At 65.4% G+C, this 23,125-nt stretch carries 22 protein-coding genes, 1 pseudogene and 1 riboswitch; of the genes and pseudogenes, 18 read left to right on the top strand and 5 right to left on the bottom strand.

Annotation, left to right across the window (positions count from 1 at the left end):
- Window positions 1-106: 106 nt before the first annotated feature.
- The 13 genes from ACFSCT_RS11195 to nrdF all read left to right on the top strand — a co-directional run bounded on the left by ACFSCT_RS11195 (window position 107) and on the right by nrdF (window position 13,304).
- Window positions 107-346 carry a hypothetical protein gene (locus ACFSCT_RS11195; protein ID WP_379142773.1) on the top strand — a complete coding sequence of 80 codons (240 nt, stop codon included), beginning with the start codon at window positions 107-109 and terminating at the stop codon, window positions 344-346.
- Window positions 324-746 carry an acyl-CoA thioesterase gene (locus ACFSCT_RS11190; protein WP_379142772.1) on the top strand — a complete coding sequence of 141 codons (423 nt, stop codon included), beginning with the start codon at window positions 324-326 and terminating at the stop codon, window positions 744-746. The genes ACFSCT_RS11195 and ACFSCT_RS11190 overlap by 23 nt, the downstream gene beginning before the upstream one ends.
- Complete coding sequence (locus ACFSCT_RS11185) at window positions 718-2,217, top strand: MmgE/PrpD family protein (protein WP_379142769.1); 1,500 nt, start codon at window positions 718-720, stop codon at window positions 2,215-2,217. The genes ACFSCT_RS11190 and ACFSCT_RS11185 overlap by 29 nt, the downstream gene beginning before the upstream one ends.
- On the top strand, window positions 2,217-3,395 hold the full coding sequence (gene prpC, locus ACFSCT_RS11180; RefSeq protein ID WP_379142767.1) for a bifunctional 2-methylcitrate synthase/citrate synthase: 1,179 nt from the start codon (window positions 2,217-2,219) through the stop codon (window positions 3,393-3,395). The genes ACFSCT_RS11185 and prpC overlap by 1 nt, the downstream gene beginning before the upstream one ends.
- Before the next feature lie 2 nt (window positions 3,396-3,397).
- Window positions 3,398-4,306: a methylisocitrate lyase gene (gene prpB, locus ACFSCT_RS11175; protein ID WP_379142766.1), complete on the top strand. Its 909-nt coding sequence runs from the start codon at window positions 3,398-3,400 to the stop codon at window positions 4,304-4,306.
- A gap of 135 nt (window positions 4,307-4,441) precedes the next feature.
- Window positions 4,442-4,640: riboswitch (cobalamin riboswitch) on the top strand.
- Window positions 4,641-4,763: 123 nt separating this feature from the next.
- Window positions 4,764-6,659 (top strand): TonB-dependent receptor plug domain-containing protein, encoded by a 1,896-nt coding sequence (locus ACFSCT_RS11170; protein WP_379142764.1) that lies wholly within the window; start codon window positions 4,764-4,766, stop codon window positions 6,657-6,659.
- A complete protein-coding gene (locus ACFSCT_RS11165) occupies window positions 6,653-7,459 on the top strand; it encodes an ABC transporter substrate-binding protein (protein ID WP_379142763.1) in 807 nt (268 codons plus the stop codon). Before ACFSCT_RS11170 ends, ACFSCT_RS11165 begins: the two co-directional genes overlap by 7 nt.
- Window positions 7,456-8,433 (top strand): FecCD family ABC transporter permease, encoded by a 978-nt coding sequence (locus ACFSCT_RS11160; protein WP_379142761.1) that lies wholly within the window; start codon window positions 7,456-7,458, stop codon window positions 8,431-8,433. Before ACFSCT_RS11165 ends, ACFSCT_RS11160 begins: the two co-directional genes overlap by 4 nt.
- Window positions 8,430-9,185 (top strand): ABC transporter ATP-binding protein, encoded by a 756-nt coding sequence (locus ACFSCT_RS11155; protein WP_379142760.1) that lies wholly within the window; start codon window positions 8,430-8,432, stop codon window positions 9,183-9,185. Before ACFSCT_RS11160 ends, ACFSCT_RS11155 begins: the two co-directional genes overlap by 4 nt.
- Window positions 9,186-9,567: 382 nt before the next feature.
- Window positions 9,568-9,789 carry a glutaredoxin-like protein NrdH gene (gene nrdH, locus ACFSCT_RS11150; protein WP_379142758.1) on the top strand — a complete coding sequence of 74 codons (222 nt, stop codon included), beginning with the start codon at window positions 9,568-9,570 and terminating at the stop codon, window positions 9,787-9,789.
- A gap of 4 nt (window positions 9,790-9,793) precedes the next feature.
- Window positions 9,794-10,210 carry a class Ib ribonucleoside-diphosphate reductase assembly flavoprotein NrdI gene (gene nrdI, locus ACFSCT_RS11145; RefSeq protein WP_379142756.1) on the top strand — a complete coding sequence of 139 codons (417 nt, stop codon included), beginning with the start codon at window positions 9,794-9,796 and terminating at the stop codon, window positions 10,208-10,210.
- Entirely contained in the window at window positions 10,192-12,324 is a 2,133-nt protein-coding gene (gene nrdE / locus ACFSCT_RS11140; RefSeq protein WP_379142754.1) for a class 1b ribonucleoside-diphosphate reductase subunit alpha, read from the top strand. The genes nrdI and nrdE overlap by 19 nt, the downstream gene beginning before the upstream one ends.
- A gap of 8 nt (window positions 12,325-12,332) precedes the next feature.
- The gene (gene nrdF, locus ACFSCT_RS11135) at window positions 12,333-13,304 is read left to right on the top strand and encodes a class 1b ribonucleoside-diphosphate reductase subunit beta (protein WP_379142751.1); all 972 of its coding nucleotides are present in this window, start codon (window positions 12,333-12,335) and stop codon (window positions 13,302-13,304) included.
- A gap of 118 nt (window positions 13,305-13,422) precedes the next feature.
- On the opposite strand, the gene ACFSCT_RS11130 is transcribed toward nrdF, so the two are convergent.
- Window positions 13,423-14,607, bottom strand: coding sequence for an alpha-D-ribose 1-methylphosphonate 5-triphosphate diphosphatase (locus ACFSCT_RS11130; protein ID WP_379142749.1), 1,185 nt, complete (start codon window positions 14,605-14,607; stop codon window positions 13,423-13,425).
- 56 nt (window positions 14,608-14,663) lie between these two features.
- Between ACFSCT_RS11130 and ACFSCT_RS11125 the strand changes: the two genes are divergently transcribed.
- Window positions 14,664-15,371 carry a DUF1045 domain-containing protein gene (locus tag ACFSCT_RS11125; RefSeq protein WP_379142747.1) on the top strand — a complete coding sequence of 236 codons (708 nt, stop codon included), beginning with the start codon at window positions 14,664-14,666 and terminating at the stop codon, window positions 15,369-15,371.
- On the opposite strand, the gene phnN is transcribed toward ACFSCT_RS11125, so the two are convergent.
- Both phnN and ACFSCT_RS11115 read right to left on the bottom strand, forming a co-directional pair.
- Window positions 15,359-15,910, bottom strand: coding sequence for a phosphonate metabolism protein/1,5-bisphosphokinase (PRPP-forming) PhnN (phnN, locus tag ACFSCT_RS11120; RefSeq protein WP_379142745.1), 552 nt, complete (start codon window positions 15,908-15,910; stop codon window positions 15,359-15,361). The genes ACFSCT_RS11125 and phnN overlap by 13 nt on opposite strands.
- A gap of 191 nt (window positions 15,911-16,101) precedes the next feature.
- A complete protein-coding gene (locus ACFSCT_RS11115; protein ID WP_379142744.1) occupies window positions 16,102-16,701 on the bottom strand; it encodes an HAD family hydrolase in 600 nt (199 codons plus the stop codon).
- Window positions 16,702-17,168: 467 nt separating this feature from the next.
- Between ACFSCT_RS11115 and ACFSCT_RS11110 the strand changes: the two genes are divergently transcribed.
- The 4 genes and pseudogenes from ACFSCT_RS11110 to ACFSCT_RS11095 all read left to right on the top strand — a co-directional run bounded on the left by ACFSCT_RS11110 (window position 17,169) and on the right by ACFSCT_RS11095 (window position 20,272).
- Window positions 17,169-17,612, top strand: coding sequence for a thioredoxin domain-containing protein (locus ACFSCT_RS11110; protein ID WP_379142742.1), 444 nt, complete (start codon window positions 17,169-17,171; stop codon window positions 17,610-17,612).
- A 101-nt stretch (window positions 17,613-17,713) separates the two neighbouring features.
- Window positions 17,714-19,006: a serine--tRNA ligase gene (serS, locus tag ACFSCT_RS11105; protein ID WP_379142741.1), complete on the top strand. Its 1,293-nt coding sequence runs from the start codon at window positions 17,714-17,716 to the stop codon at window positions 19,004-19,006.
- 80 nt (window positions 19,007-19,086) lie between these two features.
- Window positions 19,087-19,263: pseudogene (locus ACFSCT_RS11100) on the top strand (serine--tRNA ligase); the annotation flags it as partial.
- Window positions 19,264-19,411: 148 nt separating this feature from the next.
- Window positions 19,412-20,272 (top strand): hypothetical protein, encoded by an 861-nt coding sequence (locus ACFSCT_RS11095; protein ID WP_379142739.1) that lies wholly within the window; start codon window positions 19,412-19,414, stop codon window positions 20,270-20,272.
- A 10-nt stretch (window positions 20,273-20,282) separates the two neighbouring features.
- Here the strand turns inward: ACFSCT_RS11095 and der are convergent, their stop codons facing one another.
- Complete coding sequence (der, locus tag ACFSCT_RS11090; protein ID WP_379142738.1) at window positions 20,283-21,770, bottom strand: ribosome biogenesis GTPase Der; 1,488 nt, start codon at window positions 21,768-21,770, stop codon at window positions 20,283-20,285.
- Window positions 21,767-23,122, bottom strand: a complete 1,356-nt coding sequence (locus ACFSCT_RS11085; RefSeq protein WP_379142736.1) for a PQQ-like beta-propeller repeat protein — start codon at window positions 23,120-23,122, stop codon at window positions 21,767-21,769. The genes der and ACFSCT_RS11085 overlap by 4 nt, the downstream gene beginning before the upstream one ends.
- Window positions 23,123-23,125 lie beyond the last annotated feature (3 nt).

The following is a 23,125-nucleotide window of genomic DNA, read 5'->3' as shown; positions in this document are numbered from 1 at the left end:
CCGAGTAGGTCCCCGTTCGGACATCATCTCCGCCCCGGCCGCGCGTCGGGGCGGAAACAGCCCCCGGGGACGTGCCAAACGACATCCATCATCAGGAGGACTTTCCATGACCGACCAGTTCCAGCGCATCGACCTTCCTGCCGCGTCAGAACAGGACCGTGCGATCCAGCGCGTCGCCGAAGCCACCCACCGCCTGAACGAAGCCGTGCAGCGCGCGGTCAGCAAAGGCGTCTCGGTCGAGATCATCCGGGTGTCGCGCTATCACGACGGCGCCGGCAGCTGGGGCGATCAGGTGGTCCCGACCATCCGGCAGAAAGAAGCAGATGCTGCAAGCGCCGCCTCGTGACCGGCCGGAAAGCTCGACGCTTGTCGAGATGGTGTTCCCCGAACAGTCGAACCATTACGGGACACTGTTCGCGGGCGCCGGTCTTTCCATGATGGCCAAGGCGGCGTATATCACCGCCAGCAGGTTCTCGGGCCGCAACATCGTGCTTGCGGCCAGTGAAAACATACGGTTCGGCGATCCGGTGGCGGTGGGCGCGGCGCTGTGCCTGACCGGCACCGTCGTCCGCAAGGGACGATGCTCGATGACCGTCGAGGTGGTGGCCGAAGCCGAAGACCTGTTGACTGGAACCCGCCGTCCGGCAATTACAGGCCGGTTCGAGATGGTCGCCGTCGGCAGTGACGGCCGGCCCACGCCGATTAGGGATGCTCACGATGCAGATGCACAAACTCCGCACCTATAAGTCCGCCGAAAACCTGGCCCGCGAGGATCAGCTTGCCTGGAAATTCGCCGAGATCGCCGCCGATCCGGTGGCGGTGGACGATGACGTCACCGAGATGATCATCAACCGGGTCATCGACAACGCGGCCGTCGCGGCGGCTTCGGTCGCACGCCGCCCCGTCGCCTCGGCCCGCGCGCAGGCGCTGGCGCATCCCTATTCGCCCGGCTCGACCGTCTTTGGCGTGTCGGAACGGGTATCGCCCGAATGGGCGGCCTGGGCGAATGGCACCGCCGTGCGCGAGCTGGATTTTCACGACACCTTTCTTGCCGCCGACTACAGCCACCCGGGCGACAACATTCCCCCGGTCCTTGCCGTCGCCCAGCATGTCGGTCTGGACGGGAAGGCGCTGATCCGCGGCATCGCCACCGGCTATGAGGTGCAGGTCAATCTGGTCAAGGGCATCTGCCTGCATGAACACAAGATCGACCATATCGCCCATCTCGGCGTTTCCGCCGCCGCCGGGATCGGCACCGCGATGGGTCTGCCGGTCGAGGTGATCTATCAGGCGATCCAGCAGGCGCTGCATGTCACCACCACCACCCGGCAGTCCCGCAAGGGCGAGATTTCGTCGTGGAAAGCCTATGCGCCGGCCTTTGCGGGCAAGATGGCGATCGAGGCCGTCGACCGCGTGCTGCGCGGCGAAGGCGCGCCCAGCCCGGCGTGGGAGGGCGAGGACGGCTTCATCGCGTGGATGCTGTCCGGTCCCAAGGCCGAATACAGCGTACCCCTGCCCGGCAAGGGCGAGGCGAAGCGCGCGATCTTTGACACCTATACCAAGGAACACTCGGCCGAATATCAGAGTCAGGCGCTGATCGACCTTGCCCGCCGCATGGGCCCGAAGATCGGCGATCTGTCCAAGGTGAAAAGCATCGTCATCCACACCAGCCATCACACCCATTACGTGATCGGTACCGGCGCCAACGACCCGCAAAAGATGGACCCCAAAGCCTCGCGCGAGACGCTGGACCACTCGATCATGTACATCTTCGCGGTCGCGCTCGAGGACGGTGGCTGGCACCACGAGAAATCCTATGCGCCCGAACGCGCCAACCGTCCCGAAACCGTGGCGCTGTGGCACAAGATCACGACCGTCGAGGACCCGAAATGGACCAAGCGTTACCATGACGTCAACGACAAGGCCTTCGGTGGTCGCGTCGTGGTCACCATGCAGGACGGCAGCGTGATCGAGGACGAACTGGCGCTGGCCGACGCCCATCCCGGCGGCGCCCGGCCCTTTGTCCGCGAAAACTACAAGCAGAAGTTCCTGACGCTTTCCGAGGGCGTGCTGTCCGCCGACGCGCAAAAGCGGTTCCTGGACGCGGCCGAAGGGCTGGCCGGGCTTACCGACCTGTCGGTGCTGAACTTCACGGTCGACGCGGCCAAGCTGGGCGAGCCGCGCCCGCGCGGCATCTTTGATTACGGGAGGAAATGATGGCTGACGACGCAACGCAGATCCGCAAACCCAAGAAATCCGTCGCGCTTTCGGGCGTGGTGGCCGGCAACACGGCATTGTGCAGCGTCGGCCAGACCGGCAACGACCTGCATTATCGCGGCTATGACATTCTTGAACTGGCCGAGGCGACCGAATTCGAGGAAGTCGCCTATCTGCTGATCCACGGCGCCTTGCCCACCCGCGAGGAATTGTCCGAATACAAGGCCAAGCTGCGCAGCCTGCGCGGCCTGCCCGTGGTGGTCCGGCAAACGCTCGAGGCGCTGCCGGCCGCCACCCATCCGATGGACGTCCTGCGCACCGGCGTCTCGGCGCTTGGCTGCGCGCTGCCCGAGGTGCCCGACCATAACGCACCGGGTGCGCGCGACATCATCGACCGGCTGATCGCCTCGCAGGGCTCGATGCTGCTGTACTGGTTCCATTATTCCCAGAACGGCCGCCGCATCGAGGTCGAAACCGACGACGAAACCATCGCCGGCCACTTCCTGCATCTACTGCACGGCAAGCCCGCCTCGGCCGCGCATATCAAGGCGATGAACACCACGCTGAACCTTTACGCCGAGCATGAATTCAACGCCTCGACCTTCGCGGCAAGGATCGTGGCCGGCACCGGCTCGGACATGTATTCGGCGATCGTTGCCGGCATCGGCGCCCTGCGCGGGCCGAAGCATGGCGGTGCGAACGAGGTCGCTTCGGAAATCCAGAAACGTTACGAAACCCCCGATGAGGCGGAAACCGACATTCGCCGCCGCGTGGCCGAGAAAGAGGTCATCATCGGCTTCGGCCATCCGGTCTATACCGTGGCCGATCCGCGCAACGCCGTGATCAAGCGGGTCGCCAAGGGTCTGGCCGACGAACAGGGCAGCCGCAAGATGTTCGACGTGGCCGAACGCATCGAAACCGTCATGGACGCCGAAAAGAAGATGTTCCCGAACCTCGACTGGTTCTCGGCCGTCAGCTATCACCTGCTGGGCGTGCCGGTGTCGATGTTCACCCCGATTTTCGTCATCGCGCGCACCGCCGGCTGGGGCGCGCATGTGATCGAGCAGCGCGAGGACGGCAAGATCATCCGCCCCTCGGCCAATTACACCGGCCCCGAGGACCGCAAGTTCGTGCCCATGGACAAGCGCGGCAAGAAATCGGGCAAGGGAAAGAAATAACCATGACCTATCTGGTTCCCACCGATGAAATCCCCGCCGGCCGGCGGTTCCGCGAGCTGATGAACGGGCCCGGGATCCTGCGGCTGCCCGGCACCCATAACGGCATGGCGGCGCTTCAGGCCCGGGCGGCGGGGTTCAAGGCGGTCTATCTTTCGGGTGCAGCGATGACCGCGCAGATGGGCTTGCCCGATCTTGGCATCATCACCGTCGACCAGGTCGCCTTCTTCATCCGGCAGGTGGTCCGCGCCGCCGGCCTGCCGGTGCTGGTCGACGGCGACACCGGCTATGGTGAGGCACTGAACGTCATGCATATGGTCCGCGTGTTCGAAGGCGCGGGCGCGGGGGCGGTGCATCTGGAAGACCAGATCCTGCCCAAGAAATGCGGCCATCTGAACGACAAGAAGCTCGCCTCGGCGCAGGACATGGCGGCCAAGGTCGCGGCCGCCGCAAAGGCGCGGCGCGATCTGGTGATCATCGCCCGCACCGACGCCGCCGCCAGCGAAGGGATCGACGGCGCGGTGGCGCGGGCGCGCATGTATATGGACGCCGGCGCCGATGCGATCTTCCCCGAGGCGCTGACCACCATCGACATGTTCAAGGCCTTCCGCGACGCGCTTCCCGATGCGCCGCTGCTGGCCAATATGACCGAGTTCGGCCGCACGCCCTATCTGACCGCGCAGGAATTTCAGGACATGGGTTATCAGATGGTGATCTGGCCCGTCACCTCGCTGCGGGTCGCCAACAAGGCGCAGGAAAAGCTGTTCGCCTATCTCGCGGAACATGGCGAGACCAAGGGCCTGCTTGACCAGATGCAGACCCGGGCCGAGCTTTACGACCTGATCGGCCTTGCCGATTACGAGGCGCTGGACGCCGGCATCGTCGCCACCGTCCTGCCGACTTCGGATGGCTGACTTCAGGCGGCTGACGTTGGACGGCTGACGTTGGACGGCTGCATTTGGAGGGCTGACTGAGGGATAGCGGCAACAGCCGCCTCGGGTTTCACGGCATCGGTGCCGGGGCGGGCTTGACCTTCTCCGGCGCCTTCGCATTGTGACCGGCGTTCAGGTTCCGGCGGCGATCCCGCCGGATGAAAAGGGAACACGGGGAACCGGGCCCAGCCCTTATCCGTGACTGCCCCCGCAACTGTAGGCGGTAAGCGAAGCCGACGAAGCCACTGGGAAACCGGGAAGGCCGGCCAAGCGATGACCCGCGAGTCAGGAGACCTGCCCGAACACTCACCCATTTCCGGGCGCGGGGCGCGCGCGGAAAGCGGATCTACCGCAGCGGTGACATGCACCTGTCTGCGGGGTTTTCCCCAAGGATACATGTCTTGACGCGGGCGCCGCCCGCAACACGGGGGAATTGCCCATGAAACGCACCTATCTGTCCATCCCGCTCGTGCTGTTGCCGGCCGTGCTTTTGCCTGTCGCCGCCATGGGCCAGCAAGGCATCCTGCCGGAAACCGCCCCACCCGAAACGGTGGTGCTGGAAGAAATCATCATCAGCGGCGGGCTGTCGCCCATCGCCGCCGATGCCTATGGCCGCGCCAACAGCGTCCTGACCGCCGATCAGATCCAGAAGCATGGGTTTCGGACCGTGCGCGAGGCGCTGGAATATGTGCCCGGCGTCGCCATCACCGGCGCCGGCGACAGCAATACCCAGATCCGCATTCGCGGCGCCGAGGGCAATCACACGCTGGTTCTGATCGACGGCGTCCGCGCCGCCGCCGGCGACAGCGAATATTTCCTGACCGGGCTGGAAACCGCGAATATCGACCGGATCGAGGTTCTGCGCGGGCCGCAGTCGGTATTCTACGGCGCTGACGCCTCGGCCGGTGTCATCAACATCATCACCCGCAAGGGCGCGACCGGCACCCATGCCGGGACGGCGGTGGAAATCGGCGCGGGCTGGGGCGCCTCGGCCTATGCCAGCACCCGCAACGAACGCGGCGGCGTCGATTTCTCGGTCAGCGCCCGCGACGATCAGGGCTATGACTATTCGGGCGATCCCGGCGGCGACAAGGACGGCATCCGCCGCCGCACGCTTGGTCTGGCGGCCGATTATCTGATCGCCGACGGTGTGAAGCTGGGCTTCAGCGCCCGCCGCGTGGACGAGGAATATGATTACGACGGCAATTCCTGGACCGCCCAGACCGCCGACCAATACGTCATCGACAGCAATGACAGCGCCGAGCGCGACGAGTTTACCGGCCAGATCTATCTTGAGGCGCAGACGCTGAACGGCCGCCTGAGCCACCGGCTGTCCTTTGACCGAACCCGCTTCAGCCTTGCCCAGAACGGCGGAGACGCGGCAAAATCGCGCACCGATTCGTGGAAATACCGGGCGATTTACGGGATCGACGGTCCGGTCGACGCCGCGAACCAGACCGTTTCCTTCGGGTTGGAGCGCAAGCGCGACGAAAACAGCGTCGCCACCGATCAGCGCCGGCGCACGAACTCGGTCGCGCTGGAATATCGCGGCAGCTTCGATGCGCTGGACGTGCAGGCCGGCCTGCGCCACGACGACAACGATGTTTTCAAGAATGCGACCACATGGTCGCTCGGCCTGTCCTATAATGTCCCGAACACCGGGGTGCGGCTGCATGCTTCGGCGGGGAAAGGCGTGGTCAACCCCAGCTATACCGAACTGTTCGGCGGCTTTGGCACAATCGGCAACCCCGACCTTCGCCCCGAGGAGAACCGCGGCTTCGACCTTGGGGTCGAGGCGCAGTTTGCCGGTGGTCGTGGCCTGATCGACGTGACCTATTTCCACGACGATCTGGAGGATGAGATCACCTATACCGGCGTGCCGCTGGCCAATGGCGCCGACTATTACAACGAGACCGGCACCAGCAAACGCCGCGGCGTCGAAATCTCGGGCCGCTATCAGGCGACCGACGATCTGGCCCTTGGCGCCAGCTATACCTATCTGCACGCCCGTAACAACGACGGCTCGGTCGAGGTTCTGCGCCCCCGGCACGAGTTGGGGTTGAGCGCGGATTACAGCTTCGCCGCCGGGCGGGGCCATCTGGCCGGTGATCTGCGCTATGTCTCGGGCAATTTCGACAACCAGTATTTCGGCACCTACGGGACCAAGGAACTGCCGTCCTATACGGTGGTCAATCTTGCGGTCGGCTATGACCTGAACGAACGCGCCCGGATCACGGCCCGGGTGACGAACCTGTTCGACAAGGAGTATTCCGAGACCTGGGGCTATGCGACGCGGGGCCGCGCGGCCTACCTTGGCCTTGAGGCGAGATGGTAAGACTGGCGATCACGGTTGCGGTTCTGTTGACGGGCGTATCGGCGGCACTCGCCGATGCCCCCGCGCCTGATGCGCCCAACCGTGTCGTGTCGATGAACCTTTGCACCGATCAGCTTGCAATGCTGATCGCGGCGCCGGGACAGGTCGTTTCGGTTTCGGCGCTGGCGCGCGACCCGCAGCTATCGCTGATGGCCGATCAGGCGCGTGAGCTGGCGGTCAATCACGGCCGCGCCGAAGAGGTTTATCTGCTGACCCCCGATCTGGTTCTGGCCGAGCCCTATTCGGCGACCGCAGCCGTCCAGATGCTGACCCGGCTTGGTGTCCGGGTCGAAACCGTGCCCTCGGTCAATTCCATCGCCGATCTGCGCGACGGCATCCTGCGCATGGGCGCGTTGCTGGGCCGGCCGGAACGGGCGGCGCAGGTTCTGGCGGATTTCGACTCGGCTTTGGCCGATGTGCCGAAGGCTGCGCCGCGATTGGCCACGACCTATGCCGCGAACGGCTTTGCGGCGGGGCGGCGATCGCTGCCGGGCGACGTGCTGCGCCGGGCCGGATATACCCTGCTGACCGATCAGTTGGGGCGCCCCTATGGCGGTTCCCTGCCGCTGGAGCTTTTGGTGCTGGCCGACCCCGATCTGATCGTGACCGGCAGCCGCTATGCGCAACCGTCGCGGGCGGAAGGCGTGCTCGATCATCCCGCACTGGCCGGTTTGACGGCCGAGCGCCGGGTGGTGCCGGACCGCGACTGGATATGCGGTCTGCCGCATCTGGCCGAGGTCGTGGCCGGGCTGGCGCGATGAGCCTGAACCTGCGGCTTGCGGTTTTGTGCGCGGCGCTGGCGCTGGCGTCGGTCCTGATCGGTCCGGCACAGGTCGGCTGGGCCGACAGCCTTGGCGCGCTGTTCCGCGATCAGGGCGCGCTGACGCTGGTCATGCGCGAGATACGCCTGCCCCGCGCCGTGCTTGGCCTTATGGTCGGGGCCTGTCTTGGCCTGTCGGGCGCGGTCATGCAGGGGTATTTGCGCAATCCGTTGGCCGAACCCGGCCTGATCGGGGTGTCGGCCTCGGCCGCGCTTGGGGCGGTGATCGCGCTGCAGACCGGCTTTGCCGCCGCCTTCGCGCTGGCCCTGCCGCTGTCGGCGTTGCTGGCCGCGGTGATCGCCGTCGGGCTGGTCATGGCGCTGGCCGGGCCGGGTGGCGGTTCCTTGTCGCTGATCCTTGCCGGGGTCGCCATTTCCGCACTGGCGGCGGCGGCGACCGCACTGGTCCTGAACCTGTCCTCGAACCCTTTCGCGGCGAATGAGATCGTGTTCTGGATGATGGGATCGCTCGCCGACCGGTCGTGGCTTCATGTGGCGATCGCAGCACCGGTCGTGGCGCTTGGCGCGGCTTTGCTCATGGGCTGCGGACGGGCGCTGGATGCGCTGACGCTGGGCGAGGATGCGGCGGCGTCACTGGGCATCAACCTGCGCCGGCTGCGGCTGCGTCTGGTGCTGGGGGTGGCGGCGATGGTCGGGGCGGCGACCGCCGTCGCGGGCGCGGTCGGCTTTGTCGGGCTGGTCGTGCCGCATATCCTGCGCCGCGCCACGGGCGCAGAACCGGGGCGGCTGCTGTTGCCCTCGGCGCTTGGCGGGGCGGCAATGGTGGTGGCCGCCGATATCGCGGTGCGGCTGGTCCTGCCGGAACGTGATCTCAAGCTGGGCGTGGTCATGGCCTTGGTCGGGGCGCCGGTGTTTCTGCACATGATCTGGCGGCAATCGCGGGGCGAGGCATGAGCGCGCAGCCCCCCCTTCACCTGCGCGACATCACGGTCCGGCGCGGCGATCGTGTCGTGGTGGATCGCGTCAGCCTTGCCGTTCAGGGCGGCGAGTTGATCGGACTTATCGGGCCGAATGGCGCCGGCAAGACCACGCTGATGCGTGCAGCACTTGGCCTGATCGCCTGCAACGGCAGCAGCGACATCGCCGCCCTGCCCCCGGCCCGGCGGGCGCTGACGGCGGCATGGCTGCCCCAGTCGCGGGACGCGGTCTGGCCGATGACGGTCGAAGCGCTGGTCCGGCTGGGCCGCATTCCGCACCGCCGCCCCGACGCCGACCCCGCCCAGGTCACGGCGGCGATGGCCCGGATGGGCATCGGCGATCTGCGCGACCGGCGCGTGACCGAATTGTCGGGGGGCGAGCAGGCGCGGGTCCTGATCGCCCGCGCCTTGGCACAGGACACGCCGGTCCTGATGGCGGATGAGCCGATTTCGGGGCTGGATCCCGCGCATCAGATAAGCGCCATGCAATGTTTTCGCGATCTGGCGGCCGAGGGCCGCTGCGTCATCGTTGCGCTGCATGATCTGGGGCTGGCGGCGCGGTACTGCACAAGACTGGTCTTGATGAATGCCGGCCGGGTTGTTGCAAATGGGTCACCCGCCGCTGTGCTGACCCCGGATCTGCTGGCGCAGGTCTTTGGCATCTCGGGCGCGTTCGCCGATACGCCGGATGGGCCTGCTTTTCTGCCGCTGAGCGTCATAAAACCGTGAAATCCGGCCGCTAGATTCGCCCGTGCCGGGGCGCTTTCCTTGCCGACCCGTCGGGGGGACGCGGTGCCGGGGAACCTGCCTTTGGACAGGTGGATGCGAGTCGGCGGGACCCGCAAATTGTATCCACGCGGCACTTGTCCACCGGAAAAATCGACCCCACATATATCAAGATATTGACAGCCGCGTTACCATCATGCGTATTGGTTGTGTTGTGGTCGACAGCGGCAGACGGACACAGGACCCGAGTCGCGCGTTGAGTAACCGCCATGACAAAAATGAGCAACCATAAGGCGGTGGGCCTTTCGAGCAGCGTGAAGGGGCGGTATTCTGACCCCATTCATGGCCCGTCAACCGCCCAGATGAGGACAGGGGACATCGAGCAATGACCATCACAGTTTATTCCAAGCCGGCCTGCGTACAATGCACCGCCACCACCCGTGCGCTCGAGGCGCGTGGGCTGACCTTTGACGTGGTTGACCTTACCGTTGATTCCGACGCCTATACCCGCGTCAGTGAAATGGGTTACCGGCAGGCGCCCGTCGTGGTCGCCGGCGAAGAACATTGGTCGGGATTCCGTCCCGATCTTATCGGCCGGATCAGCTAGGGCCGTGGGCGGGCTGGTCTATTTCTCGTCGCGGTCGGGCAATACAGCGCGCTTCGTGAACGCACTGGACCTTCCCGCACAGCGCCTGCCCATCGACCCGGACCAGCCCATGCCGATGCCCGGGGGCCCCTATGTCCTGATCACGCCCACCTATGCCGACGGCGAGGGGCGCGGGGCGGTACCGAAACAAGTCATCCGGTTTCTGAACAATCCCGACCGTCGCGCCGGGCTGCGCGGTGTCATCGCCGGCGGCAACCGAAACTTTGGCGCGACCTACGGATTGGCGGCGCGGGTGATCTCTGAAAAATGCAATGTCCCGGTGCTGTATCGATTCGAACTGGCCGGGACCGAGACTGACATTGCCCGCGTGCGTGCGGGGCTGGCGAAATTCTGGGGGACGGAATGCTTGACAACCGCGTAAACGAGACGCTGGACTACCATGCGCTGAACGCGATGCTGAACCTGTATGACGAACAGGGGAAAATCCGCTTCGATGCCGACCGGATGGCGGCACGGCAGTATTTCCTTCAGCACGTCAACCAGAACACGGTGTTTTTCCACAGCCTTGACGAAAAGCTGGGCTATCTGGTCGATGAGGGCTATTACGAAGCCGAGGTGCTGGACCAGTATTCGCGCAATTTCCAGCGCAAGATCTGGGATGCGGCCTATGCCCGCAAGTTCCGCTTTCCGACCTTTCTCGGCGCGTTCAAATATTACACCAGCTATACGCTGAAGACCCGCGACGGGCAGCGTTTCCTTGAACGGTATGAGGATCGCGTCGTCATGGTCGCGCTGGCCCTGGCGCAGGGCGACGAAGATCTGGCGATGCGGCTGATGGACGAAATCATCAGCGGCCGGTTCCAGCCCGCCACCCCCACCTTCCTCAACGCCGGCAAGAAGTCGCGGGGCGAGCTGATCTCGTGCTTCCTGCTGCGGGTTGAGGATAATATGGAATCGATCGGTCGGGCCATCAACTCGTCGCTGCAACTGTCCAAGCGCGGCGGTGGCGTGGCGCTGATGCTGACCAACATCCGCGAACATGGCGCGCCGATCAAGGGCATCGAGAACCAGTCCTCGGGCGTCATTCCGGTGATGAAGCTGCTGGAGGATTCGTTCAGCTATGCCAACCAGCTTGGCGCGCGGCAGGGCGCGGGCGCGGTCTATCTGAACGCGCATCACCCCGACATCCTGCGTTTCCTTGATACCAAACGCGAAAACGCCGATGAAAAGATCCGCATCAAGACGCTGTCGCTTGGCGTGGTGATCCCGGATGTGACCTTCGATCTGGCCAAGCGGAACGAGGACATGTATCTGTTCTCGCCCCATGATGTCGAAAAGGTCTATGGGGTGCCGTTCTCGGACATCTCGGTGACCGAGAAATACGACGAGATGGTCGACGACAAGCGCATCCGCAAGCGCAAGATCAACGCCCGCGAGTTCTTCCAGACCCTGGCCGAGATCCAGTTCGAAAGCGGCTATCCCTACATCATGTTCGAGGACACGGTGAACCGCGCCAACCCGGTCGCCGGCCGCATCGCCATGTCGAACCTGTGCAGCGAGATCCTGCAGGTGAACGAGGCGTCGGAATATAACGACGACCTGTCCTATGCCAAGATGGGCTCGGACATTTCGTGCAACCTCGGGTCGCTGAACATCGCCGCAACCATGGACGGCCCCGATTTCGGTCAGACCGTGGAAACCGCGATCCGGGCGCTGACCGCGGTGTCGGAAATGTCGGCGATCGACAGCGTGCCCTCGATCCGCAAGGGCAATGACGACGCCCATGCGGTCGGGCTTGGCCAGATGAACCTGCACGGGTTTCTGGCGCGTGAGCGTATTCATTACGGCTCGCCCGAGGGCATCGACTTCACAAGCTGCTATTTCGCCGCCATCGCCTATCATGCGCTGCGGGCCTCGAACGCCATCGCGCGCGAGCGGGGCGAGAGCTTCAAGGGCTTCGCGGAATCGAAATACGCCGACGGCTCGTTCTTCGACAAATACACCGACCGCGACTGGCTACCCGAGACCGAGGAAGTGGCGGCCCTGTTCGAACGGCTGGACGTGACGCTGCCCACCCGCGCCGAATGGGCGGCGTTGAAAGAGGCGGTGATGAAGGACGGGCTGTTCAACCGCAACCTTCAGGCGGTGCCCCCGACCGGCTCGATCAGCTATATCAACAACTCGACCAGCTCGATCCACCCGATCGTGTCGAAGATCGAGATCCGCAAGGAAGGCAAGATCGGCCGCGTCTATTACCCGGCCGCCTTCATGACCAACGACAATCTCGACTATTATCGCGACGCCTATGAGATCGGGCCCGAAAAGATCATCGACACCTATGCCGCCGCGACCGAGCACGTCGATCAGGGCCTGTCGCTGACCCTGTTCTTCCCGGCCGACGCGACCACGCGCGACATCAACCGTGCCCAGATCTACGCCTGGAAGAAGGGCATCAAGACCATCTATTACATCCGCCTGCGCCAGTCCGCCCTTGAGGGGACCGAGGTTCAGGGCTGCGTTTCCTGCACGTTGTGAGGCCATCCATGAAAGACATCGCAATCAAGCCCGTTCCGCGCGCCATCAACTGGAACCGGCTGGAGGATGACAAGGATCTGGAGGTCTGGAACCGCCTGACCGTCAACTTCTGGCTGCCGGAAAAGGTGCCGCTGTCGAATGACGTGCAAAGCTGGGCGACGCTGCGCCCCGAGGAACGCGCCCTGACCATCCGCGTGTTCACCGGGCTGACGCTTCTGGACACGATCCAGAACTCGGTCGGCGCGCCCGCTATGCTGCCGGATGCGGTTACCCCGCATGAGGAAGCGGTTCTGACCAACATCGCCTTCATGGAGGCGGTGCATGCGCGGTCCTATTCCTCGATCTTCTCGACGCTGTGTCTGACCAAGGAAGTCGACGAGGCGTTCCGCTGGTCCGAAGAAAACGTCCATCTTCAGGCCAAGGCCAAGCTGATCCTGAACGAATATGACGCCGGCGCCGACCCGCTGAAACGCAAGATCGCCAGCGTCTTTCTTGAAAGCTTCCTGTTCTATTCGGGCTTTTACCTGCCGATGTACTGGTCGAGCCGCGCGAAACTGACCAACACCGCCGACCTGATCCGCCTGATCATCCGGGACGAGGCCGTCCACGGCTATTACATCGGCTATAAATTCCAGCGCGGGCTGGAGCGTCTGCCGGCATCCGAGCGCGAGGCGCTAAAGGAATATGCCTTCTCGCTGATGTTCGATCTCTACGACATCGAGGCCAAATATACCGAGGAACTTTATGACGGCATCGGGCTGGCCGAGGATGTGAAGGCGTTCCTGCATTACAACGCCAACAAGGCGCTTCAGAATCTGGGCTATGAGGCGCTGTTCCCGCCCGGCGCCTGCGAGGTCAACCCGGCGATTCTTGCCGCCCTGTCGCCCGACAGCGAAAACCATGACTTTTTCTCGGGCTCGGGTTCGTCCTATGTCATCGGCAAGGCCGTCGCGACCGAGGATGAAGACTGGGATTTCTGAGAGCACGGATTTCTGAGGCCGCCGACTTCCGGGCCGATTTCCGGGCCCGCGGCAACCGCCCGCACCCCATGCGAAAGCGCCGGCAGATGATCGCCGGCGCTTTTCGTTTCTTGGGCGCTCAGGCCACCCGCCGCCCCTGAACCCAGGTTTCACGCAATACGGGCGTGTTTTCAAACATGCCGAAACGGATTAGGTCGGCGCGTTTTCCGACCTCCAGCCGGCCACGGTCGGCAAGCCCCGCCGCATCCGCAGGGTTGGCGGTCACGCTGGCGATGGCGCGGGGCAGATCGTCCCAGACGCCCGCCAGCATGATCGCCGAGGACAACAGCGCCGAAGGCACGTAATCCGATGATACGATATCCAGCAGATCCAGCTTGGCCAGTTCCATCGCCGCGACATTGCCGCTGTGCGATCCGCCCCGGATAAGGTTCGGCGCCCCCATGATGATCTGGATACCCTGCGCATGACAGGCCCTTGCCGCCTCGACCGTGGTCGGGAATTCGGCCAGCCGGATGCCCTGTGCGGCGCTGGCCGTAACCTGATCGTCGGTGGTGTCGTCGTGGCTGGCCAGAACCGCGCCGAATTTCCGCGCCACCTCAATGGCCGCGACCTCATTCGCGTCGCCATAGGTTTTGCGCAACCCATGCAGAAAGCCGACGTGCGCCTCGAACTCCTCATCGTTCAGCCCGAACCTGCCCTGCACATATTGGGCCAGCTTGGAGACGTCCCGATACTGACGCTGGCCCGGGGTGTGATCCATCAGGCTGATCAGGCCGACCCGGTCCTCGGCGGTGAATTCGTCAAGCTCCTCGACCAGGGTTTCCGAGCAGACCTCGGCCCGCAGATGCAGGAAATGGCTTATCCGCAGCGCGCCGGTCGCCCGCACCGCCAACAGTTCCGTGGCAAGCCCGCGGGCGTATTTCGCATAATCGGTCTTGGCGGCCCGGCCACCGCTGTTCATGGATCCGACCCGCATCGCGTCGAAAACCGTGGTGATCCCGACCCCGGCCAGTTCGGCGTCATGGGCCAGAATCGCGGCGGCATGCGGCATGTGGACCGAGGGCCGGGGCTGAAGGTGACGCTCAAGGTTGTCGGTGTGCAACTCGACCATGCCCGGGGCGATGAAATCGCGCTGACAATCGACCGCACCCGGCGGCACCGCGCCGCCCTTGCGGATGTCGGTGATCAGACCATCGCTGATCGTCACCGCCCCGTCCAACACCCGGTCTTGCAGGACCAGCCGGGCGTTGGCAAAAACGGTCTCGTCCTTGCCGGCGGAATTGACGGGACGTTGGTCTGGCATAGCGGCATCCTTGGGCAGCAATTGACTTATCCACGATCCGACGGGCGGAGCATGACATGACTTATAGGCGGCTTGCGGTTTACTACACCCCTCCGCCGGGTGCATTGGCGAATTTCGGCGCCGCCTGGCTGGGGTGGGACGCCCAAAACGGCAGGTCCGCCGCGCATCCCGATATCGCCGCGCTGCCGGCGCCGATCGCCGATCTGACGGCCACACCGCGCAAATACGGTTTCCACGCCACGCTGAAGGCACCGTTCCGGCCGGCGGAAGGTATCACCGCCGCTGATGTCATCGCCGCCATGGCCAAAGTTTGCGCAGGGCTTTCGCCCGTAGCACTTCATGGCGGGCTGCACCTTGCGCAGATCGAGGGTTTTCTGGCGCTTATCCCGGCCCGCGAAAGCGCGGCGTTGCAGGCGTTGGCGGCCGATCTGGTCCGCGACCTCGACCATCTGCGCGCGCCCCTGACAAAGGCCGAGATCGCGCGGCGCGATCCCGAACGGCTCAGCGCCCGGCAACGCGCCTATCTGGATGAATGGGGCTATCCCTATGTGATGGAGGCGTTCCAGTTTCATATGACCCTGACCGGCCCGGTCAGCGCCGCAACCGGCGAGCGCGTGGCGCGGGCACTGGCGCCGATCCTGCGCCCGATGCTGCCCGACCCCCACCCGATCAGCGCCGTCAGCCTGATGGGCGAGGACACCGCGGGGCGCTTTCACCTGATCGAGCGGTTCAATTTGGAGGGCGGGAACGCTCATCCCGCATGATCCCCGTCGATTGCCAGCCGCATCTGGCGAACCGCCGCGTCCACGTCGCCCGAGTTGTCGATGTTGACGACCGGAACCCCGGGCAGATCCGGCAAGCGCATGTCCGCGCGTTCCAGCCTTTGGGCGATAGCCGCCGCATCCTCGCGCCCGCGCGCCGCCAGCCGCGCGGCCAGCACCTCGGGGCGGGCGGTGACGGCGATCACGGTCAGGGGCGCGAATGTCACCGCCGCCTGCGCCAGCATCCGCCGCGATCCGTTGAAGGCGATCCGGTGTCCCGCCAGTTGCGCCCGGCGCAGATCGGCCGGAATCGCGTAACATAGCCCATGCGCGGCCCAGGTCAGGGCAAAGCCAGCGCGGCGGCGGTCGAACTCGGCCTGCGAGACGCCCTCGAACGGCTCTCCGCCCGCCGATTCGGGACGGGTGATCACCCGGCGCGCGATGATCAGATCGGGGCAAAGCGGCGCCACCCGCGCCAGCAGGGTATCCTTGCCGACGCCGGACGGCCCGACGATGGCGAAGGAGCGGCCCGGCGCGGTCACCGGACCCCCGGCGCGGGACTGGCCCGGAACCGCCGCATGACAGACCGATCGTCTGCGATCCCGGTGAACAGGGGCGCCGGGTTCGGCAGGCCCATGTTACGGGGCGTCTGGGTCATCATGCGGCGTTCGGGCACGGGATCATTCCGGCATCGGGACACGGACGCCGGACAGCGCGGCAAGCGCGACCGCGATCACAGCAGACCCCGCTGCTTCAGATCATCCTCCAGAACCTCGGGCGTGGTGAACTGAACCGCATCCATGCCCACGGCCTTGGCGCCGGCGACATTCTTTGCGCTGTCGTCGATGAACAGGCATTCCGCGGCGTTCAGGCCGTTCCGGTCGAGCAGAACCCGATAGATCGCCGGATCCGGCTTGACCAGCCGCTCGCGCCCCGAGATCACCACGTCGCGGAACACGTCCTTCAGGCGCGGATAAAGCGTCTCGGCGTCTTTCCAGCTTTCGGCCGACCAGTTGGTGATGGCGTAAAGGGGATGACCGCGCGCCGCCAACCGATCCAAAAGCGCCCATGTCCCGGCGACCGGGGTCTGAATGGTCTGGGCGTGCCGGCTTGAATATTCGGTGGCGGGAAAGGCGCGTTCGCCATGGCGGGCACGCAGATCGGCATTCGCCTCGGCCCAGCTTCGGCCCCGGTCCTGTTCAAGGTTCCAGTCGGCAAAGCCGATTTCCGCCAGATAAAGGTCGATGGCCTGCGGTGTCTCGAAATGGTCCTGAAACGCGCGGTGCAGGTCCCATTTGATCAGCACGTTGCCGATATCGAAAACGATGTTCATCGACCGGTTTTCCTTTTGCCCGACGCTGCGATGAGCGCACCTTACGTGCCGGTAACGGGGTGCGGCAATACGTCCCGGCCGACGTTGGTGATTTGTTAATACTGTTTCAGAATTCCGGCGGCGTTTATATTCCCGTAACGAGTTACGCTTATTCTGTGCCGGTAAGCGGTGAGTTGGGTGCGGGGGCGTCATCAGGCTGACGCCCCAACGCGCCACCCCGGGGCCCCGCCCGTCATGCGCCCCGGCGATCCGTTCCGTGCGCAGCTTTGATATGCGCGGCAGGACTTGGGGCCCGGCCGACAGGACGGCAGGGCAGACCGCCCACTGCCATACCGGGCAAGCGCAGCAAACGCACGGGCCGGCCCCGTGGGTCATGAACCTGCGACCGCCCCCCAAGGCGCGACACCGCTTGCTTGCACGACATCGGTCACCGGCCTATGGTGCAGCGCATCCGTCAGGACCGTCTCATGCCGCGCCCAATCCCGTTTGTCACCGTTTTCGCCGCAGCCTTCGCCGTGCTTCTGGCCGTCTGGCCGCATCCGCTTGCCGCAAGGGACCGGGCGACGCCACCGGCCACCCAGAACGCCGAAACGGACCTGCAATTGCTGATGGTCGATCGGCGCGGCTGCGTTTATTGCCTGCGGTGGGAGGCCGAGATCGGCCCGGACTATCCGCGCTCGGCCCAAGGCAGGATCGCCCCGTTGCGCCGCGTCGATCTGGACGGGCCGTGGCCGGACGGGATCGTGCTTGCCTCGCGCCCGTGGATCACCCCGACCTTCATCCTGCTGCGCAACAATATGGAGGTCTCGCGGATCGAGGGTTACGTCGGCAAAAAGCGGTTCTGGCCGCTCTTGGACCAGATGCTGGTCGAATCCGGCGCGGCCCTGCCGCGCGCGCGCCGGGGTGGCTAGGGGCGGTCAGGCGCGGTCAGAGGCGGCCAAGGCCGCCTGCCCCCTTTTTCCCCGGCTATCCTTGCGCTATTGCGCAGGCAACGGGAACTGAAAGGTCTGTCATGCACGATATCCGCGCCATCCGGGAAAACCCCGCCGCTTTCGACGCCGCCTTGGCCAGCCGCGGTCTTTCGCCGATGTCCGCCGGGTTGCTGGCGCTGGATCAGGACCGGCGGGCACGGATCAACGCCGCCGAAACCGCGCAGGCCGATCAGAACCGTCTCAGCAAGGAAGCCGGCGCGGCCAAGGGTCGCGGCGATGAGGCGGCGTTCGAACGGCTGCGCGCCGAGGTGTCCGAGAAGAAGGACACCATCGCCCGCATGCAGGCCGAAGCGGCCGCGCTTGACGCCGAGCTGACCGACCGGCTGATGGAGATCCCGAACGCCCCGCTGCCGGAGGTCCCGGTGGGACAGGACGAAAGCGACAACGTCGAGCTGCGCCGCTGGGGCACGCCGCGGAATTTTGATTTCACTCCGCTTGAGCATTACGAAATTCCCGGCGCGGTGCCCGGCCTTGATTTCACCACCGCCGCCAAACTGTCCGGCGCGCGCTTTGTGGTGCTGAAAGGCGCGGTTGCGCGGCTGCATCGCGCGCTGGGTCAGTTCATGCTGGATATGCACATCACCCGCCACGGCCTGACCGAGACCTGGGCGCCGGTTCTGGTGCTGGAAGAGATGATGCGCGGCACCGGCCAACTGCCCAAGTTCGGCGAAGACAGCTATCAGACCCGCGAAGGCTGGTGGCTTATTCCGACCTCCGAGGTCACGCTGACGAACACCGTGCACGGCGATCTTGTCGATCAGGCAAGCCTGCCGCGCCGGATGACCGCGCACAGCCAATGCTTCCGATCGGAAGCGGGGTCCGCCGGACGCGATACCGCCGGCATGCTGCGTCAGCATCAGTTCGAAAAGGTCGAAATGGTGTCCATCACCGATGCCGAATCGGGTCAGGCCGAACACGCCCGCATGACCCGCTGCGCCGAGGATGTGCTGGAAGCGTTGGAGCTGCCCTATCGCACCATGGTCCTGTGCACCGGCGATATGGGGTTCAGCGCCCGCATCACCCATGATCTGGAGGTCTGGTTGCCCGGGCAGAACACCTATCGCGAGATCAGCAGCGTCAGCTATTGCGGTGACTTTCAGGCGCGGCGGATGAACGCCCGCTATCGTCCTTCGGCCGGTGGCAAGCCCGAGTTCGTCCACACGCTGAACGGCTCGGGGCTGGCGGTCGGACGCACGCTTATCGCGGTGCTGGAAAACGGCCAGCAGGCCGACGGTTCGGTCACCTTGCCGGCGGTGCTGCACCCCTATCTGGGCGGGGCCACCACCCTGACGGCCGAGGGCGCGCTGGCCTGAAATCGCCGCGCCCACGGCCATTCGCAACCTGCGGCAATCCGTGGGCGCGGCGGATGAACGCCCGCGATCGCCCCTCGGCCGGCGGCAAGCCCGAGTTCGTCCACACGCTGAACGGCTCGGGGCTGGCGGTCGGACGCACGCTTATCGCGGTGCTGGAAAACGGCCAGCAGGCCGACGGTTCGGTCGCCTTGCCGGCGGCGCTGCACCCCTATCTGGGCGGGGCCACCACCCTGATGTCCGAGGGTGCGCTGGCCTGAATGTGCCGCGCTAACGACCCTTCGCAACCTGCGGCAATCCGGTCACAAAATAATGTGAATTAATCTATGTTAGTTTTTCCTTCGGAACGGCGAAACCCGAACTGCCGGGCCGGCGTTTCGTGGGATGGGCAGATGGGACTCACTTCTGATGATCATAGCGGCGCTGATCTTTACGGTCAGCGGGCTGTTTTATGCCACCGCACCGCCCGAAGGTCTAAGCACCGATCAGCTTGAAATCATCATGACGCCGACGCAAAGCGGCCTGTTGATGAGCGATCTGGGCGGGGGCCACCAAAGCGGCACCGCCGATCCGCAGCTTTGGAACCTGTTCCTTCGCCCGCAAGGCGCGTTCATCCTGTTGTTGCTGGCGACGCATGTGGCGGTTCTGTGGCGTGCCGCCCGGAACTGGACCGAGGTCGAACTGCCCGTCGCCTCGGCCGCGCGGAAATCGGCCTCGCCCAACCCCTCGCTTTCAACCTGGTTCAGCAATTCGGTCGAGGGCATCCGGCAGGGCTTCGGCGGGGTTTTTCATGCCCAGGCGAAAAACGCCCAGTTCGTCGTCGCGATGCTTTTGTCCGCACTATGGCCCGGCGTGGCGATGAACGGCTATGACGTGCTGGGAACCGTGCTGGCGATGGTGGCGATGACCTTCGCGCTGGCGGCGGCGATCCGCGGCGTCCGCACCGACACCGAGGCACGGCACACGATCAGCGTCGGCATTTTCGCCGGCTGGACGGTGGTCGTCGGCTTTGCCGCGCTGGCCAGTCTGATGATCACCCGGATGGGCGTTGACACGAATATCGCGATCATGGCTTGCGTCGCTCTTGCAACGATCTGCGTGATCCTGTCCCAGATCCTGACCGGCGGCGTGCCCAGCATCATCATCACCGTGATGCTGGTGCTGGTGGTCATCGCCGCCGCCACCATGCAGACGGACCCTACCCAAGCCACCGCCGCCGTGCTTGGGGTTGCCGCGATGGGTGTCGTGCTGGTGCGCGAAAGCAGCTAGGCGGCGACCGTCAGCCGCTGCCCTTGGGCTTTTGCCGGTCCTTGTGCTTTGACAGCGCGCCGGACTGGCTGATCTTGTTGGCCTTGGCCTTATAGGGGTTTTTCGTTCCCTGATCGCGGAAATGCAGCCGGATCGGCGTGCCCGGCATGTCAAAATCCGCCCGCAGTCCGTTGATCAGATAGCGCTCATAACTTTCCGGCAGCTTGTCCACATGGGTGGACATGACCACGAAGGCCGGCGGCCGGGTCTTGACCTGCGTCATGTACCTCAACCGGATCCGCCGACCGCCCGGCGCAGGCGGCGGGTGCGCCTCGGTCATCGCCTCCAGCCAGCGGTTCAGCTTCGCGGTCGAGATGCGGCGGTTCCACACCTCGTAAGCCTTGAGAATGGCGCTGTGCAGCCGGTCGAGCCCCTTGCCGGTGCGGGCCGAGACGGTCACGAGGGGCGCACCGCGAAGCTGCGGTAAAAGCCGTTCGAACGCCTCACGCAGCTCGTTCAGCTTTTGCGGCTTGTCCTCTTCCAGATCCCATTTGTTGGCGGCCACCACCACCGCGCGGCCCTCAGTTTCGGCAAAGTCGGCGATGCGCAGATCCTGCTGTTCAAACGGAACCTCGACATCCAGCAGGACCACCACCACCTCGGCAAAGCGGACGGCGCGCAGGCCGTCGGCGACGGACAGCTTTTCAACCTTGTCCACCACCCGCGCTTTTTTGCGCATGCCGGCCGTGTCGAAGATCCGCATGGGCGTGCCCATGAAATCGGTGGTGACGCTGATCGCGTCGCGGGTTATGCCGGCCTCGGGCCCGGTCAGCAAACGATCCTCGCCGATGATCTTGTTGATCAGGGTCGATTTGCCCGCGTTCGGGCGCCCGATCACCGCGAGTTGCAGGGGGCGGTCGGCGGTGGGACGCCACGCCTCGGAATCGTCCTCGTCATCGAAATCACCGCCCTCGGGCAGATCGACGTCGGTTTCAGGTTCCTGCAGGACGTTGTCGGCGGCGAACCGATCGGCAAGCGGGACCAGCGCGCGATACAGGTCGTCCATGCCCTCGCCATGCTCGGCGCTGATCCGCAGCGGCTCACCCAGACCAAGCGCATAGGCCTCGAGCGCGCCGGCCTCGCCCGCCTTGCCCTCGGCCTTGTTGGCGGCAACGATGACATGGCGGGCACGGCGGCGCAGGATTTCGGCGAAATATTCGTCCGCCGCGGTGACCCCGGTCCGCGCGTCGATCACGAACAGGCAAACGTCGGCCTCGTCCACGGCACGCTCGGTCAGCCGCCGCATCCGGCCCTGAAGGCTGTCGTCGTCGACCATCTCCAGCCCGGCGCTGTCCACGACGATGAACCGCAGGTCGCCCAACCGCCCCGCGCCTTCGCGCAAGTCGCGGGTGACGCCCGGCTGGTTATCGACCAGCGCCAGTTTCTTGCCCACCAGCCGATTGAAAAGGGTGGATTTCCCGACGTTGGGACGCCCGACGATGGCAAGGGTGAAGCTCATCGGAAGGCGTGCAGGTTGCCGTCCCGGCCGGTTACGTAAAGCGTCTGTCCGGCCACGACCGGCGCGGTGGCGGCGCCGCCGGGGATCGCGGCGGCACCCAATGGCGCGCCGCTGGTCGGGTCGAAGATCCGCAACTGCCCGTCAGACGAGGCGACGAACAGCCTGTTCCCGGCCAGAATCGGGCCATAGCTGGCGGTTATCCGGTCCTGCTTCTTGACCCGCGCATCGGTGTAATAGGGCAGGTCGATCGCCCAGACCCGGCCGCCGGTGGCGGCGTCAAGCCGGACAAGCTGCGCCTGATCGTTGACGACATAGACCGCGTTGCCGGTCACCAGCGGCGCGCTATTCGCCCCCTCGCGTGCGGTCCAGATGGTTTCGCCGGTCTGCCGGTCAAACGCATAGATCCGGCCCGACGAGGTTGCGGCGTAAACCCGGCCGCCGCTGATCACCGGCTCACCCGTCATGTCGCGCAACAGCGAGATCGCGCGTCCGATGCGCGAGCCCGCGACATCGGCGACCCACCGCTGCTGGCCGTCGCTGCCGACGCCCATCAACTCACCGGTCGAGAAGGGAAAGACCACCAGATCGCCATCGGCGGCAGGCGCCGGCACGCCTGTCACACCCGACTGGGCGCGGCTGGCGCTGACCTGCCACAGAACCTTGCCATCGGCCTCACGCACCGCCCAGCCGCTTGAATCGCGCGCCACGGCATAGACCGTGCCACGTTCGGCGGTCGGCGCGCCGCCGATGGGTGATCCGGTGCGCTGCCGCCAGGCAATCCCGCCCGAGCGGGCATCAAGCGCCACCAGCTCACCAAAGCCGGTCGTCGCGAAGACCCGGCCGTTTTCATAGGCGAGCCCGCCGCCCGAGGCGCTGTCGGGGTTTTCGCCCGTAGGCGTCAGATCGGTCTGCCAGACCCGGCCGCCATTGGTCGCGGTCGCGGTGACGCGGGCGCGGCTGTCCATGGCATAAACGATGCCGCCCGCCACAACCGGATCGGCGGTGATCCGGTGACGGCGGTCATCCGGCTGCCCGACCGGCGCGGACCATATCAACTGTGCCCCGCCGCCGATCGCGCGGTTGCCCGCCACATGCGACGGCGTGCCGGCGCGGCTGACCGCGTCGGGTGCGTTCTGCGCCGCCGGCAGCATCGCCTGGGTCATCGGGGCGGCCGCCGCGCCCTCGACGGGCGGCCCGTCGGGCGAGGTCACCGTGCGGGGATCCAGCCGTTGCCCCGGCAGGATGATCTCGCGTTCCTGACAGGCGGACAACAGCACAACACCCGCAAACCCCGCCAAAAGCGCCGGAGAGTGCAGAAGCTTGCGGGACTTGAACATGGACACGGGACTCATCTG

The sequence above is a fragment of the Paracoccus pacificus genome, assembly GCF_042680785.1.
Lineage (GTDB): Bacteria > Pseudomonadota > Alphaproteobacteria > Rhodobacterales > Rhodobacteraceae > Paracoccus > Paracoccus pacificus.
Note: the sequence above shows the minus strand (reverse complement) of the source record. Positions and strands in the feature narration are given on the sequence as shown.